Consider the following 16842-nt stretch of genomic DNA (forward strand, 5'->3'; position numbering starts at 1 on the left):
TAGAGGCGCCCCTCGTTGCCGCTTTAGCTCAGTTGGTAGAGCACATCATTCGTAATGATGGGGTCACAGGTTCGAGTCCTGTAAGCGGCACCATCGACCCCATAATTCAACGAGTTAAGCGTCTGACATGGCGGCGGGTTGACCCAATCTGCCCCTAATCGATGCGGCCGCCTATCCTTCGGCATTCGCGGGCGGGCGAAGTGATATCTGGAGCGAAGATAGCTCGGCGATTTCTTCTTCGGTCATACCCGAGAATAGTTCGATGAGTTCGTCCTGCCTTGGCTGACCAAAGGCGAGACGATAAGTCGCCAGTGACATTTTCAGATTGTCATAGCGTTCGAACTCGCGGCTGAAGGGCGGCATGAGGACGACGCGCTCGATTTTCGCGTCGCCAGGGTAAATCCAGTACGGGATAATGTCTCCGGCTCCGCCGGAAGCGATTTCATCGGCTTGAGCCGCGGCGAACATCGCTGTCCAATGCGACCCCTGTTCAGGCAACATCTCCGCGGTTCCGCCTTGGACCGCCGCAACATTACGCCGCACCGCATGGTTTTTGAAGCGATGCACCCGTCCCTCTCGCTGCTCGATATCGACCGGATTGCGCGGAAGGTTCCAATGAACGATTCGAGCGCAATAGGGATGGAAATCGAGACCTTCTTGTCCGATTGAAGTTGAGGCGAGAACAAATGGCCGGAATGGGGATTTGAAGGCTGCTTGCACCAGCGCGGTTCGCCGAATCCCCTTCTCTTCTTCTGCATGTGTCGCAAAACGCATCGCGAAGCGCGCTCGAACCTCGAACGTCTCGTCATTCAATCGCGACCGCCCAGCAGTCCAGTGATCCAGCGTGATCTGGGCGGGCCTCAGCGCGACAACCTCAATCAATTTCGAAGCAATGAGATGAACTCGCTCGCGCGGCGCATATTGCTCGGCGCGCTCGGCCTCGACCAACAGATGCAAATACTCGTCAAGAACGGCTTGCAGGTCGTGGCTCGACGCATGCGCCAGAATCAATCGCCAGTAATTGACCGGCGAGTTTTCCTCGAGAAGCGCTCGGGTCTCCGGCTGGTTGTACAGACTTCGAAATCCGAGCGCGATCGCCATAGCGGCGCCCAGGAGTTCGGGATCGTCAGAATCACGCTCTGGGCACACGCGCGCAAGCGCCCGCAGCGCGCACGTCGCAGGCGAACCGAGGGCAAGCTCCGCAAGCATGTCGAGACATTGTCGAGAGTCGGCGTCGCCCTGATGATCTTCACTCCCGAGCGCGTCGATTATGGCCGCGATGGTCCTCGCCATTGCTTCATGGTCATCATGCCCTTCATGCTCGACCGCCGCCAAGTCCTCCCAATTGACCGCACTTCCCAATTCGATGTCCACAAGGAGAGGAAGCAGCCGGTCAGAGCGACCCGACATTCGTTCGAGGATCGAAGCGTCTATTTTCTCGGCGAGAACTTGTCGCGCTTGGGCAAGCAACTCGGCACGATGCGTCGCTCGGCCAAACCTTGCCTCGAGCGCCAATGGATCGATCAAAGTCGCGAGCGCCGGCGAAGGGCAAAGCATCGGCAAAAGTTCTTCGACGCCGATCGGCCGGCCGGTCCGGCTGGCAGACTCCGGAGACATCCCCATACGGCGGCTTGCCTCATGAGAAAGGAGTGCAGCTATGGCGTCGGGAACCATTGACCAGTCTGAAAACACAAGTGACTTGGTAGCAGCAGAGGCTTCGCCGAATGAAGGGCGAGAGGGCGGGATCCAGAGTGCCTTGTCGAGTCCCTCCCCGAAAGCCGTCCCCGCTAGGGCACGCATCCGTGAGTTGCGAAGCGGAAGCTCGTCATATGCCTCAATCTGCGCCTTGGTAATCAGGTGGCCCTGGACGTTCCGAATGGCGCTCCGCAGTTCTTTGGCTGGCCGAAGCTTCAAGGCTTGAAGCTTGTCGCGTAGCTTATACCCTCGCATGAAATTGAGGAGATATGGGGCCGATTTCCAATATTCGATCACGGAAGGCGCACCCACCAGATCGGCGATCTTGGACACCTCTCTGACCTCCTCAAGATCGCCCGTTTCGACCGACAGCTTAGGCCGGTATTCTCTCACGAGCGCGTTGCGATCTTCGGTTCGGTCAACTCTCTCGGTTCGGGCGATCACCTGAGATAGCGTGGAGTGGAGCTTGTCGCGCCTATCGCGCGCGAGTTGCTTGGTCGCCGGCATCGACTGCAGCGCTCGCCTGAAGTCAGCGAGTTCCACCTCAAGCTCGCTCACGCGGCGTTCACCGTCGATATCGCCGAACAGAAACCGCATCGTTCGGAGGAAGTCCTTATAGTGGTCACCCTCTTCGGCATCGTCGCTACTGATCGTGAGCATCCGGTAAGGCGTCGCCGAAAGCAGCAACAGGCGGGCCTTTGAGCCATCGTCTCCGCGATAGGAAAAGAGCGCGCGCGCCAGTTCAGCTGCAGCGGCCTTCTCGGGGGCCAAGTCCGCATCATGCTCGTGCAAAAGCTCGGCAAATCGCTGGAATTCATCCAGAATGATAAGATCAGGGGTCAGCGCATTGACGCAAACTCGAGCAAGTATGCGCCTAAGCTCTCCAATGAGGACGGCCGGACGCTGGTCGGGGGGATAATGCGGGTTTTGCCGGCTCCGGGCAATCTCCGCCGCAGTCCGTACCCGTTCGACCAGGCCATCATCAACCGCTTCATTGAAAAGCTGGGAGATTACAGCCGAAATTTTCTGTTCACGCATGCGTGAAACAATACCCGGCCAGTTCGCTTCAGCCACCGTCCCCCGAAAGACGCGTTGCACTCCTTTGTGTCGAAGGCCGATACGCTGGCGTAGCATCTCAAATAGAAGTGCACGTTCTGGCGCCGTTCCCAATGACGACTTCAAATCAAGCGCAGTGCCCGGTGTCAGGCTAATCAGGTTCACCGGCCTTGAAGCAAGGCCGCCTTGCCGTTCAATCTCCAGGGGCAGAAGCGTGAGCCGTGTATTCAGAGGCTTCGCATCGGAGCCGACGACGTTGAGCGCCTTGATATTCTGCTCTGCTATCGCCTGATTGGAGCAGATATAAACGATATCGATCCGGTCAACCTTGCCAGTCAGTTCCTCGATTGTCTTCGCGATGACACCTCGCGCGACCATCGTCTTTCCGAGCCCGACTTCATCGGCGACCAAAAACTGATCGGTAGGCGATGGCTCCGAGAATAATCGCCGAAAGACATAGTCTACGGTAGCACGCTGAAAGGGTTTCAGGACGGCGAGATGAGGGTCAGCTTTATAGGTCATCGGCGTGCCTTCGATGATCCGAGAAGTGGCGCGAAGCTCGCCCATAGTTCCCTAAACTCCTCTGGAACGATATTCCCATCGCCCTCGGGGCTATCCAGACGCCTGAGTAGCGCATCGATCTCCCTCAGCTCATCGCCGCCCATGTTAAGCGCGCGGACCATCGGCTCCAGCAACGAGCTTCCGCCCTGTCCGAAGCGCTGTAGCCACTGCCCTTCACCGGCGGCTTCGCCTTCGAGGAAGCTGCCTTCGCCCAGGCTTCCAAGCAGAAGGCTGAGATACCGAAAAAAATTCTCCGCGTTCGCAATATGCGCGCTGAGCACTGCAGCATCCCGGCCCTCAGGGAGGTCGACAAGGCGCGCACCGAGCGTAAAGGAGCATTCCATGTTCGTCGGCTGATGGTGCAGGCGCACCCCCAGCCACCGGGTGACATCACCCAACGGCAAGTGACCAACAGCGAGGGGAACCCGTGCCTGAAACAAGGCCGCCGCATCATGCCCGCTCAGATTGGCAACGGTAATCGGACGAAGGAAGCAGGCGACGCCGTCCGGGAGTTCGACGCCTGGCACGGCTCCGGCAACGGAAACCTCGAGGCCGACCAGATCACCCAGCTCGGTACAATTGAGATCCAGAGGCACGGCCGCAATTTCCCGCCGCAGGCGATCGAGCAGCTTTTCGGCCGCCAATCGTGCGTCTTCAGTTGGAGCCTCGGACGGTTCGTACGGTATCAACAGGCGCCTAAAGCCGTCTGAGAAGAGCGCCTGATCAATGGTTCCCATCCGGGTTTTCGGTCCATCAAGCTCAGCCATGACCTCGACATTCTGCGTCCGCCCGCTCTTCGTCGGGACAAGTGCCGCCACTGTCGCGTTGGCTGAACCAAGGTGAATGTGAAGACGCGAACCGCGCTCAACGACGTAAGCCTTTGCGTGCAGACCTTCGAGATTGCCGGTATCTGCGGCCTCCTCATCCCCTTCTTCAAATTCCGTCGCACGGCTATCGAGGGTCTGGACTTGAAACAGCGATCGAACGCTCGGGTTCAAACAGTCCAGCTCCTCCGGTCGCGCAATAAGCTGGGAGGCGCCAGGTTCGGCATATCCGTCGGCCAACCACTTCAGGGCCTCGTTGCTTACAAACGGCGATAGAATGGCTATTCGCTCGCCCTTTTTAGGCTCCCATCGCTCTGTACCCAAGCCGTTCACCGCAAAGCTAATGCGGGTCGCTCCGGCTGGCAAATCGCTCCACCAGCAATGCTGAAGGTCGCGGACCAGCGAGCGAAGAAACGCCGGTTCGGTTGGGCGGGTCGAACGATTAGCCAATCCTGGAAGCGCCCTAAGAAGCCTCGCAATCGGTTCATTTGAGCTATTTTCCTCATCGTAATCGACCGTGCCGTCGAGGCAGAGCGCGAGGTCCCAGCACCGGTCATTGGTGAGGTTACGAGATAAGATGGCCAGCCTCATGCGGACCGGCTCGCCTCTCTTTTCGGGCTGAAAACGGAGGCACCAGAGTTTCGGGTGGAAGGCGCCGCCACCAGGCGCCGAAACTTCCACTATGCTCTTCTCATATAGCGCCATAAGCCGGGCGGCGTTGGGGTTAGCGGACTTGATCCGCCCGCGGTCGCAGTAGATTGTGATGCGCTCCGCCATCCGCTCGACGCTTTGCAGCAAAGCCAGCGGACTGCGTCGCATCTCGTCGCGATTTTCAGCGTCTCGAAACACAATGGCGATGGGAATTGCGAGCGCCGTTTCGAAATCGAGCGAATAAGTGGTCGCGACGGCATGATCGAAGCGGTAGCCATCGGGCGCACGCATCATAGCCGTGTAGAGCTCTCTATTTTCTGGGTCAAAAGATGGATCAGGCTGCATCGGCCAGCTCCGTCAGATAGCTTCGGGTAATTCCCCAGCGAAAATCCAGTCGCGCATGCCCCGAAGCGCCCGACCATCGTTCAAGCGGCCCATCGTGAAGCAACCGTGCCTTCCCGCGCTTCAAACCGTGCTCCCGGCGCTTGAGCAACTCGATCGCACGATTGTCAGACTGAAGCGCGGTGCCTCGCTCCCGCGCAAGACCTATCCATTCTCGAATGAACGAGCGCGTGGGCGACCTCAAATTATGACTCGTTCGTCCGACAAGTGCAAAAAGGCCATCCACATCCCAATCATCCACTTTGAGCTGTTTCAGATCATTGTGCCAATCCTCGAGCTCATCTGTGTAGCGACCGCATAATTCTTCCGACTCAGCGTGCTTGCTTGCATTGGGATTGTCTCCGGCGCGGCGCGCTAGGAGGAGATTGTAGAGCACGCTCGCACCGTACATTACGCCCGAGAAGCGCTCCGCGTGATCAAGTATTGCACGGTTTGAATCGGATATGTTTCGCGCGACAATCTGCCATGGCCATTGTTCGTTCCGTTCTCCGCCGTCGGCAGCGAGCTCATTGAGCAAGCTCGACTTCGCGCTGATGGCGAAACGGTCCCTAAGAAAATCCGCCTCTTCGCCATCGAGGTCAAAGTCGCACTTTTTGAACAAGCCGTCCGGCGGCTCTGGAAGATTTGACGACCAAAGCCGCAGGTCATGATCCCGCAGACTTTCAGGTCCGTAGGAAAGAAAGGTGTTCGGGGTACCAGCCATTGGCCGGATTCCAAGTGTATGAAGACCGGCCCAATAGACGCTGGACGCAAGACGTTTCAGATTTCTGCCCGCGTCGCGGCCAATGACGCCGGTCGTCTCACCACCCGCCAAGAGCGCCTCGCTCAATTGAAATTCAAGGTCGCGTGCGAATGCGACGCGCTCGGCAGGCGTGCCCTTTTGACGTTGTGCCTCGCGATAGATCCAAGGGACAAACAGCATATAGCGAAGTCGGGTTTGAATCGTGCTCGTACCCGGGAAGAGCAAGTCGGCTATCGCGTCACGAACGGTCCCTAGGCCGAGCTCATCCCGCGCCTCAGGCTGCTTGAACAGATCAATAAGAGTCTGCGCTCGCTGGCGCTCGTCCGGGTCAAAATCTATCCAGGCCAGATAGGACATATCGCTCTTTCAAGTTTCGGCGTTTGATGAGGTGCAATCGACCGATGACAAGTCGTTGGGCGTAGAGGAGGCGCCGAGAGGCGAGAGAGACCCGCGAGGCCCCTACACTTGGTCTTTCCCGATCATCGACGGAAAGCCATCATCCGCCAGCGGCAGCGGTTCGATCTGTGACGGCAATTTGATGCGCAAGATGTCCGGCTCATCTTGTGCCAAGCCGTAAGCCAGCAACAGCCGGCCAGAATCACAGCGTTTGCGCGTCATATGCTTTGGCGGTTTCGGCCTGTAGGCCTTTCGATCCCCGAGAATTCGGCCCGGCATGCTGTCGACAAAGGCGGCGTGAACCTCGGTCGCACATCCTCCCCCAGTCGTCACAAGCTGCACCGGCTCGCGGCGCAAGCTCGGCCTGAAACAACCGGGAGCAACCGTCGGAAGGCAGGCTCGCTTGTATACGAGGTTGAACTGGTGATCGCAGGCTGACCGGAAAACCTTATCGTCGATCTCGGCTTCGCGCGCTGTTTCGAGCGCCGCCGCACCCAATAGTTCGACGCCGGCCGAGAAGGCTGCAATGTTGGTACCTTCATCATCGTCATTGAGGTTGAACGCGACGATATCGAGGGTCGAGGCTCCAACATCCACCAGCACATGCGACCGGCGGTAAGATGTCGGCAATTTGGCATATCCGGCCAAAGCCGCACAAAGCTCGGGAACTACGATATAGCCGGGCGGAAGCTCGCCGGATGAAGCACGATAAGCCTGCCGCACCTTGTCCAAACTAAGGTTGGTGCAATCGGCAGCAACCACGCGCGCGGCGCTCAGGATACGCCGGAATATTCCGAATGAGGCGGCGTCATCGTGAGCTGCGGTCGGGATGCCAAAATTGAAAGAAAGAAAGTGCGATCCGCCGACAGGGCCAAGCGGTCGGGTCTCGGCGTACCAGCCGGTCAGATGCGCCATATGCAGCGCGATGAAGGCAACGGCCGCATCGGCACGGGTTACGGGAACTTCCGGCCGGATACGCTCACCGTCATAGCCGGCAATGATCCCCGTCTTGAAACCGTCAAGCGGCGTCGCGTTGTTCGAAGGGACCAGCGAAAACTCCTGACTGTCAGGATCAAACCAGATCACGGTCTGCCACAGATAAGGGTGATCTCGCGACCGCAGCTCCTTCGGAACCTCCATTGCCGCGACCGGATCATCGGCCGCATAGGGCTGATGAAACACCACCTTCAGCGAGCTAGTGCCGAAGTCGAACCCCACCAGATAGCCGCCCTCGTCGCGCTCCGGTCGCTCGGCGAGCAACCGGCTCCCGGTAGCGATATGATCGCAAATTTCCCGCGAAACAGTAGTCCGAACCGAATTCGCTCGCGCTTCAATCGCCGGCGTCGACCTCTTCACGACATCCCGGATATGATCGAACGCCTCCTCCACCGGACTCTTGCGGCTCTTGGGCACTTCGACGGGGGCTGCGGCAGACTGCGGCGCCGAGACATTGCTGCGGGAAGCCTCATCGGCATGGTCGGTCACCGGAGAGGATGGGGGAACCGGCGGTAAGCTGGCTTCATCGCGTTGCAGCCTAGCCCGTGCCGCAGGCGTCAGGTCCCCGACCAGGGCTGGAGGCGTGCGTGATGGCCGAACTGGAACTTTGGAAGGATCGATCTCCCGTTTTGGCGGGCGAGATTTCTTCGACACCTCGATCGCCCGGCCCCGCCGATCGACTATGCCATTCCCAGGCGCCAATTCACTCGGCGTCCGTCCGGATTCGGAGCCACCGTCGTTGAAGGCATGTCTAGCGAGCATCTGTTGCTCCATGTCCGAAACATCGATCGGAGCACGGCTCTCAGAGGCACTGCCAGCGGGCTGATGACGGCCTGCCCCCGCACCGCTGCGCGGAACCCGCGCATTTTCGCGCATGGCCGCTTGCAGCCCGCTCAGCTGGTCTGCGAGGCTTGTTGGGCGACGATCCTTTGCCATCATGGCTTCTCCAACAGATCAACGATGGCGAGGCCGACCAGCTTTGGCTCATCGTAACTGAAGGATTCTTCGCGCCGCTGTATCTCGTTGAGCTTCAGGTTGAGCCGGGCCATCAGCTTCTCGAGCTTGCCCTGCACGGCGTAAACGAGTTGCTGGCGTTTCACGCTGCCGGAAAAGCGATGCTCCCTGATCTGGGTCTCGGCCCGTTCCTGCTCGCGCCGTGCATGTTCCTCGATCAACGACCGCTGCGTGTCGACAAGATCATAATGCCGGGCTGCTTCGGCGTTCTCAAAATCGGAGCGTGCCTCCCTGAGCGACTGAGCCAGATCTTCGACCGTGGGCATCGCTGCAAGACACTCATCCGGCGGAAGAAGATTGAGCCGCGGCTCTTCTGACAGTGCTTCGAGCAAAATCCGCTCGGCGACCTCCTCGGAAAGCGCCACCCGTCCTCCGAGCGCAGCTCCTACAAAGGCGAGCTTGTCGACCGGCACTATGCCTTCGACGGACCATCGCTCGATGGCGATAGCGTAGCGTCCAGCAGGCACGCCCCATTCTTCTCTCACCGGAATCTGGAATGCAGTGACAGGTCGCGCGAGGGAGCTTCCCTGCTTTCGGTCGAGCATCTGAGCGCTGAAACGTGACAATGGATGGGTCATCGGAATGGCTTCGACACCGCGAAACCGCGACGGGTTCGGATTGCTACCGAAAATGCTCCTGACGACGCTCTCGCGTGCAAACTTTGTCGGATAGCGCCGGGCGTTGTTGTTTCGAAACTGGTTGAATTCGGCGGCCGCGGCGGCGGACAGCCGGATATCGTAGGCCTCGATCTCCATATTGGCTGCCCGATCAATTCGGGTTCCCCGATAGGACCCGGCCAAGATACCAGCGACATAGTCGCGCAGATCCGCTGCGGTGAGGCGCTTGTGCGGCGCCTGCGCATCGTTGATGCGCTGCAAAATGCTGTCACCGTGCGCAACCAGCCCTGGCGCCTCGCGCTCAAGCTGCTCCGCTTGGGCCTTGCGCTGTTCGGCCGCGAGCACAGACCTATCAAGCTCGATCGCGCGTTGCTCGACAGATAGTTCGGGATTGACGAGCGCAATCTCGATATCGCGAATGATATCGCCCAAAATAGGCTCGAAATCTCCGAGCGCCGTCCGGATGATGCCCAACCGCTCGTACAGCCGGTCATAGACCTGCTCTTCGATGGTGTCCTTCGAGATCAGATTGATGATGTCGATCGACTGCGACTGCTGTCCGATGCGATCGATACGACCAATCCGCTGCTCCACCTTCATGGGATTCCAGGGCAAGTCCCAGTTGAAGAGGATACGGCAAAACTGAAGGTCGAGACCTTCACCGCCTACTTCGGAGGTCAAAAGGATCGTACCGCCCGGCGCATCCCCGAACAGGTTCACGATCGACTGGCGATCCCCCGCCACACCCCCATGCAGTTCGAGAACCTCGAAACCCTTGGCACGCAGCTTCTGTTCGAGGTGAGCGATCGATTTGCGGAAGCTGCTGAAGATGATGACCTTTTCGTCGGGCGTTTCCGCACGAATGTGTCTTAGCCATTCGGCTAGACGGTCAAATTTAGTGTCACTCGCTTCCAGCGCACGTAGGCGAACAGGATCGTCGCAAATCTCTCCCAGAGCTTCCGTCAGGGGGCCGGGCATGGGTCCACTCGATCCGGCATCATCTTCCTCATCGAGTGTAAGCTGGCCGCTTCGCGTGCCCCAATGGCGATATGCCGCAGGCAGGCTCGAGGCCAGTAGGCGCTGGGTCTGAGCGAGGAGAAAACGCTCGTTGATGTCATGCCTGTAAGCATAGGCCTCGATCCGAGCCGTCGCTTCGTCATAAAAGTCCCGTTCGGCCTCGGTCATTTCCCATCGCGCCGTTCGAGGTCGCCGCTCAACCTTGAACTCGGCAACATCACGCCGGCGGGTGCGATTGATTATCGAGCCGAGAAGGGACATCTCTTCGAGACGTGCAGCGATCTTGATGCGGTTTGCCGGCGTATCCTCCACTCCCTTGGCGAATTCTTCGCGCAAGCGCTCCAAGCGGCTTCCGGTCTTGAGCACCTGACCTTCTGGCAAATCCGCGACAAGGGCCGCGACGCTTGCCATCGGAACCTTTGGATTTCGCGCAGCTTCCCACGCAGCCACATAGGGCGCGTTTTCTTCCTGCAGCATGTCGAACAACCACTCGCGTTCGAAGGTATCGGGATCGATAAGCTTGAGCAGGGCGCGCAGGTCATTAGCCCGGAGGTTGATCGGTGTGGCCGACAGAAACAGGCTGTAGTCGGTCACGTCGGTGACCAACTGACCGAGCTGATGGTTCATCGTGTCGGTATTGCGCAAATGGTGCGCCTCATCGATCACAACCAGGTCGAAAAGATCGTCGCCCGCTTCCGCGAGATATTCCGCCAAGTCGGCGCGCGGCCCACTGACATCTTCATCGGGATCGCTCCATCCTTTGGGCGGACGCAGGCTCGGCATGGATGCAATGACCGCAAAGCCCTCCCTGTGCTCGCTGTCATCCTTGAGCGTCTGAAGCAGCCCCTTGGCATCTTTGATCTGTGCAAGGACGTTGAACTTGCTGCGCAGTTCGTCGCGCCACTTCTCGCAGAGCGGCTTGGGGCAGATGACCAGGAGACGGCGACAATCGAAGCGGGCGACAAGCTCCGTCCACACCAGCCCGGCTTCGATCGTCTTTCCAAGGCCGACCTCATCAGCGATGAGCAAGCCCCGCGACGGCGAATTGAGGAGCTTCAATACGGGCTTGAACTGGTAGGCGTGAAACTCCGTGTTGGTCGCACCCAGGCTATAGATCATGTCCGCGAGGCGGCCGGTCATCCGAAGATGCGTGATGACCCGCCTGAGATCGCTAGGTGCCGACAGCTTTCCACGCTTCAAGTCTTCGAACGGATCAGCAACCGCGAGGATCGCTTCGAGCTGCGCGCTCGGAACTTTCCGGCGGCCCGTCGGGAAGTCGATCCAAAGAAAGGTGCGCCCGTGGACTTCTTCCGCAGGCTCTCTCCCGACCGTCCCGACAGTTGACGGGTCATTTTTTAAACGAACAAGTTCACCAGCCGAGAACATCTTCTTCCCTTCCCCCAAGGAACGTCCTTGCGTCCCAATAATCACTGGGCTCGTCAATGCGATTTACCTCGTCCGTTCAGAACTTCAGGCGGTGCAGACGGTTTGCCGCCGTAACGATCGCCCCGTCGTCGCTGACGACGACATAGCTGTCGAGCGCGCGCTCCAGCTTCGAGTATCGCTCGCGCCCGAATGCGCCAGCCAGCCGCCGCCGCGATTTCTTGTCGAGATAATAAATGTCCGCGCCGCGGTGCCGGCGGCGCGTGCCATAAGTAAGGATCGCATCCAGCGCTTCAGTAGAAATTCCACGCTGCTGGATGCGCTGCCTCGCATGCTTCGTCAGTCCCATGTCGTCCTCCCAATGGTTGCCGAGCATCCAAAATAGGAAATTGGGGCGACAAAAACTGTCACCCGCTGAGACTGAGGTCAAATTGGGCCTAGCCCCTTACGGCAGAGCCTCAAACTCGCGCTGGTGTCCATGCACCATCTGGCGAAGCCGAGCGGGCTGCAGCACCTCGACCGACTTCCCCCATGAATAGAGGTGCCAGCACATTTCGAGATGTCCCGAGGCCTTGAAGCGCACGAGCAAGGAGCCATCGGCCTCTTCCTCCACACTCTGCGTAGGGTGGAACACGAACCGCCGGGCATGGGGTGCAGCGTCTGGCGAAAAGCGCCAAATGACGTCGCCATGTTCGGCAGCATTCTCGAACGAGCCAAAGCCCTTTTCGGAATGTTCGCGGATATTGAAGCCGGGATCGATCTCGAAGCTCGTGTCGAGTAGCTCGGCCGAGTAGATTTCTTCGACCCGGTAATGGCGCAGCGGCTCGGTAGCCGGCTTGGCCGTGTCGCGCGCGACGAGATAGCGGCGCACACCCAGCAAGAGGCCGTGCGGCGCAACCACACGCTCGGTCGGCTTGTCCTGCGTCCGGCGCCGATATGAGATGCGGAGCAGAAACGGCCCTTTCAGGCTCTCCGATATCGCACTGTCGACCTCGCTCGTTCCGGCCGGTCGCGGCCCCGGACGCGCGGCATGCCCCAGCGCTTCGAGCAGGGCTTCCTCATCGACAGCCAATCGTGTGCCCGCATGAGCGGGAATCAGCGCCCTTACCTTCCGTTCCATCTGGCGCACGGTCGCAGCCTCGGCCGCCATGCCGGCCGCGTCCAGCTGGCGTATTGCCGTCGTCATCGCGGCTAGTTCCTCGGCCGACGGCAACAACAAGGGCGCAATCGCCCGCGCGGGGATGCGCCATCGCCGCTTGCGATCGTCACCGTCTTCGGGCTCGGCCTGAGGGAAAGCCGCCTCAAGCGCGACCGTCATGCGCTGCGCCGATCGGTGGACACAGCCAAACTCCTCGACAATCTCTTCGAGCGACACCCCGCTGCGGCGCGTCGCCATCATCGCTAGCTTGAGAAGGTCCTGGGCCTTTGCAAACGACATCCGATTCTCCATGACAGCTTTTGTCGTCCCGACCTGCCATAGCGGAATAAAGGGGATTGTGTATGCGGATGATCGACGACGCTCTCAGGCTTTCGGCCTCGGACCTGATGCGGTTCAAGGGGTGCAGGCACGCGACGACGCTCGATCTGCGGCTGATAGAGGCCCGCGATATCGCTCCGTGCGAGGATGGCGATGAAGCCGAACTTCTTCAGAAGCAGGGCGACGCCCACGAACTTGCCTTCCTCGACGCGCTCAAGGCGCAGGGCAAAAATGTCGTCGAAATTCCCAAGGACGGGATCACGCTGGAAGAGTCGGTCCGGCTCACACGCGAGGCGATGACGGCCGGCCCGGACATCATCTTTCAGGGCGCGCTGCTCGGCGGCGCATGGGGCGGCTATTCCGACTTTCTCGAACGGGTGGAACGCCCCTCCAATCTCGGAAGCTGGTCCTATGAGGTTGTCGATACCAAGCTGAAACGGAAGCCCGACCCCAAACATATTCTCCAGCTCTCGCTCTACTCCGACCTGATCGCCGACCTTCAGGGCGTCCGGCCGGAATCCGCTCATCTCCAGCTCGGCGACGGGTCGCGTTTCACCGTGCCGCTCGCCGACGTGGCATCTTACGCACGCCATGCACGGGCGGTGTTCGAAACCTTCCTGACCGACCGTCCGGAAACGCGGCCCGAGCCTGTTTCAAGCTGCGGCCTCTGCCGCTGGAAAGAGCATTGCCGCGACGAATGGGACAAGGCCGACAGCCTTGCCCTGGTAGCCGGCATGACAAGATCGCAGCGTGGAAAAGTCGAGGCCGCAGGCATCGAAACGCTCGGCGGCCTCGCGGTCCATGACCAGCGCATCCCGAAGCTCGCTCCTGAGACCCAGCAGCGGCTCCAGACGCAGGCGCGACTCCAGGCCGCGCGCCGCGCCGGCGCCCCGCCGGGATTTGCGCTTCGCGACTATGAGCCCGGCAAGGGATTCGGACTGCTGCCCGAAGCCGACGACGGCGACCTCTTCTACGATATCGAGGGCGATCCCTATTATGAGGGCGGCCTCGAATATCTCCACGGCATCTGGTTTCGCGATGAGGGCGAATGGAGCTTCCGCGCCTTTTGGGCGCATGACCGTGCCGCCGAGGGCGAAGCGGTTTCTGAGCTACTGCAATTCTTCACGGCGCATCTCCAGCGCCACCCGAAGGCGCACATATACCACTATGCGAATTATGAGATTGCGGCGCTTCGCCGCCTGACCGCGGAGCATCGCGTCGGCGAGGCCGCCATGGACCAACTCCAGCGTGAACGGCGGTTCGTCGACCTGTTCCGCGTCGTGTCGGGATCGCTGATCGCTTCCGAGAAAGGCTATTCGATCAAGGATCTCGAAGCCTTTTATATGGAGAAGCGCGAAGCGGATGTCGCAACCGCGGGCGCGAGCGTCGTCTTCTACGAACGCTGGCGGGAAACGCAGGACGGCGATCTGCTCGACAAGATCTACGACTATAACCGCACCGACTGCATCTCGACGCAGCTGCTGCGCGACTGGCTGATCCGCGACGTTCGCCCTGAAGGCCTGCCTTGGCCGAAACTCGGCGAGGTTCCCGACGGGGGCCCGCTCGCGAATGTCGAGGCCGAGGACGATGAGATGGCGGCGCTGCGCGAGCGGCTCCTTCCGGTTCGCGAGCGGCTCGGCGAAGACATCGCCGATCTGCTGCTCGACCTCAACTTCTTCCACAAGCGCGAAGACAAGCCCGCGTGGTGGGCGATCTTCGATCGGCTCGCGCAGGAGAGCGAGGAGCTCGTCGATGATCTTGAATGCGTCCAGGGCCTCGAGGCGGTCGGTGATCCCGTCAAAGTAACGGCAAGGTCGTTCGAGCGAACCTATCGCTTCCCGCCGCAGGAGACCAAATTGAGGGCAGGCCGCAAACCCTGCGTCAAACCCGCCGCGATGCCCGAGGATGTCGATCTGCGCGAGATCGACCACGACACGAACTTGCTCGTGCTGCGCCGCTCGACAGCGAAAGGCGAGCTGCCCGATCGGCTCGATCTCATTCCGGCCAAGCCGATCGGCAACGCAACGCTGCGCGCCGCGGTTGCAGCCGTGACCGATGCCATCATCGACAATCCCGGCTCGGCCAAAGCGATCGAACAATTGCTCATGCGCGCGGCGCCGACGTTTCGCGACGGCGCGCGGCCGAAGGGCATCATCGACGCCGAAGGCGATCTCCCGGCGCAGACCAGCGCCGCAATTGCCGCCATGGATGAAACGACCCTAGCGATCCAGGGACCGCCCGGCACCGGCAAGACCTATGTCAGTGCGCTATCGATCATAGACCTCGTCCGTGCAGGCAAGCGCGTTGCGGTTTCGTCGAACAGTCACAAGGCCATCACCAATCTCCTTGAAGCGGTCGCGGACCGGAGCGCGACCGATGGTGTTCGATGCAGCGTGGTCCAAAAAGTCGCCGACGATGACGATGAAAATGCCCATCCCGGCATCGTCCTTGTCAGCGAGAATGACGCGCCTGAAATCGGGACCGCCGATGTCGTCGGCGCTACGGCGTGGCATTTCGCTCGATATGAAGCGCCAGCCTATGACTATCTCTTCGTTGACGAAGCGGGACAGGTCTCGCTTGCCAATATCATCGCCATGTCGCGCGCGGCCCGCAATCTCGTCCTCGTCGGCGATCCGATGCAACTGCCGCAGCCGCTTCAAGGTACGCACCCCGGACGGAGTGGCGATTCCTGTCTCGAATATCTGATCGACGGACACCGGGTCGTCCCCGCCGATCGCGGCATCTTCATGCCGGTCAGCCGCCGAATGCATCCCGCGGTCTGCGACTATATCTCGGTCGCCGTCTATGAAGGCAAGCTGCACTCGGACGATGCCGCCGGCAGTCAATCACTGCTCGCTACTGACGGGCAATCGCTCGTCGGCGCGGGCGTCCGCGCGATCGATCACTTCGGGCGCTCGCAGGTCAGCCCGGAAGAGATCGACGCCATCAAGGCGCAGATCGAGGCTGTGACCGGAGCAACCTATCGCGCGCGAGACGAAAGCGAGCGCGCCATCGGCCACACCGATATTCTGGTCGTCGCACCCTATAATGCCCAAGTTAACGCGCTGCGCGCCGCGCTGCCTGCGGCTGTCCGTGTCGGCACGGTCGACCGCTTCCAGGGGCAGGAGGCGCCGGTGTGCCTCGTCTCCATGACGACATCGAGCGGTGAGGAGCTGCCGCGCGACATCGACTTCCTCTTCTCGCTGAACAGGATCAATGTCGCCGTATCGCGCGCGCAGACCTCGGCGGTCGTCTTCGCAAGTCCCCTTCTTCTCGAAACCCCCTGCCGAACCGTCGAGGAAATGATGCTCGTAAATGCACTTTGTTTGCTCCGCGAGCATGGGGGTGACAGCTTCTGACATGCTGTGGTGCGAATCTGCTTTCATCGAACGAAAGGAGATTCGCTCATGGCCTACTGGGATATCGGACTTCGCCACATCGTCGACGTTGACGGGCAGTTGCTGGCAATCGACGCCGAGGTGATCGACACGGCTTCGCTTCTCGCGAAGGCCAATCTTCCGACCGACCGCCAGCTCTGGCTGGTCCGGGCCGGCGAATATTTCGCGCTCGGTGCGAAGCAGCTTCTCCGCCTCTCGCAGGACGAAGTGCTGTTCTTCGAGACCGCCGAGCGCGTGCAGGCGCCGATATTTCACAAAAGGGCCGCTTGAGGCCCAACGCCCCCTAAGCAGATTTGGAAAGGAAAAGCTCATGGCAGACGTGCAAGTGACGTGCATCAACAAGCAGCCGCGCAACGATCCTTATGAAGGGATCACCCACCTCGGCGGAGCGACCTGGCACTGGACGCGACAGCAGGTCATCGATTCGATCGAGGCGAAGACCAACACGTTCTACACCCTTGTCGGAAACAACCGGGGCGATATCGGCGTCGTGAATGGAGCGAACGGCAAATATCTTCGCACCTACGCCGACGGAAAGTGGAATGACAACCTCCTCGCGCTTCCGGAATGTCCTCGCTAACATCTAAATGGCCCTATCGCATTACGCGGTAGG

General features: G+C 60.2%; 10 protein-coding genes and 1 tRNA gene. 4 read left to right on the top strand and 7 right to left on the bottom strand.

Going from position 1 to position 16842, the window contains the following annotated elements; translation table 11 throughout:
- Nucleotides 1-17 precede the first annotated feature (17 nt).
- Nucleotides 18-93, top strand: a tRNA-Thr gene (locus tag GGC65_RS06080).
- 78 nt (nt 94-171) lie between these two features.
- On the opposite strand, the gene GGC65_RS06085 is transcribed toward GGC65_RS06080, so the two are convergent.
- The 7 genes from GGC65_RS06085 to GGC65_RS06115 form a co-directional block, all read right to left on the bottom strand.
- Nucleotides 172-3318, bottom strand: a complete 3147-nt coding sequence (locus GGC65_RS06085; protein ID WP_225940694.1) for a C-terminal helicase domain-containing protein — start codon at nt 3316-3318, stop codon at nt 172-174.
- On the bottom strand, nt 3270-5132 hold the full coding sequence (locus GGC65_RS06090) for a phospholipase D family protein (RefSeq protein ID WP_192646339.1): 1863 nt from the start codon (nt 5130-5132) through the stop codon (nt 3270-3272). Before GGC65_RS06090 ends, GGC65_RS06085 begins: the two co-directional genes overlap by 49 nt.
- Complete coding sequence (locus GGC65_RS06095) at nt 5122-6288, bottom strand: DUF6361 family protein (protein WP_192646340.1); 1167 nt, start codon at nt 6286-6288, stop codon at nt 5122-5124. Before GGC65_RS06095 ends, GGC65_RS06090 begins: the two co-directional genes overlap by 11 nt.
- A 102-nt stretch (nt 6289-6390) precedes the next feature.
- Nucleotides 6391-8262, bottom strand: coding sequence for an S-layer homology domain-containing protein (locus GGC65_RS06100; RefSeq protein ID WP_225940695.1), 1872 nt, complete (start codon nt 8260-8262; stop codon nt 6391-6393).
- The gene (locus GGC65_RS06105) at nt 8259-11375 is read right to left on the bottom strand and encodes an SNF2-related protein (RefSeq protein WP_225940696.1); all 3117 of its coding nucleotides are present in this window, start codon (nt 11373-11375) and stop codon (nt 8259-8261) included. Before GGC65_RS06105 ends, GGC65_RS06100 begins: the two co-directional genes overlap by 4 nt.
- A 58-nt stretch (nt 11376-11433) precedes the next feature.
- Nucleotides 11434-11703, bottom strand: coding sequence for a DUF4258 domain-containing protein (locus GGC65_RS06110; RefSeq protein WP_192646342.1), 270 nt, complete (start codon nt 11701-11703; stop codon nt 11434-11436).
- 96 nt (nt 11704-11799) lie between these two features.
- The gene (locus GGC65_RS06115) at nt 11800-12792 is read right to left on the bottom strand and encodes a helix-turn-helix transcriptional regulator (RefSeq protein WP_192646343.1); all 993 of its coding nucleotides are present in this window, start codon (nt 12790-12792) and stop codon (nt 11800-11802) included.
- Between the two features lie 62 nt (nt 12793-12854).
- On the opposite strand from GGC65_RS06115, the gene GGC65_RS06120 reads away from it, so the two are divergent.
- From GGC65_RS06120 to GGC65_RS06130, 3 genes are read left to right on the top strand one after another with little or no spacing between them, the layout of a single operon-like run.
- A complete protein-coding gene (locus GGC65_RS06120) occupies nt 12855-16190 on the top strand; it encodes a TM0106 family RecB-like putative nuclease (RefSeq protein WP_192646344.1) in 3336 nt (1111 codons plus the stop codon).
- A gap of 48 nt (nt 16191-16238) precedes the next feature.
- Entirely contained in the window at nt 16239-16499 is a 261-nt protein-coding gene (locus tag GGC65_RS06125; protein WP_054725023.1) for a hypothetical protein, read from the top strand.
- Nucleotides 16500-16539: 40 nt separating this feature from the next.
- Nucleotides 16540-16809, top strand: coding sequence for a DUF3892 domain-containing protein (locus tag GGC65_RS06130; RefSeq protein WP_192646345.1), 270 nt, complete (start codon nt 16540-16542; stop codon nt 16807-16809).
- The last annotated feature ends 33 nt before the right edge of the window (nt 16810-16842 follow it).

Source organism: Sphingopyxis sp. OAS728 (assembly GCF_014873485.1).
Classification (GTDB): domain Bacteria; phylum Pseudomonadota; class Alphaproteobacteria; order Sphingomonadales; family Sphingomonadaceae; genus Sphingopyxis.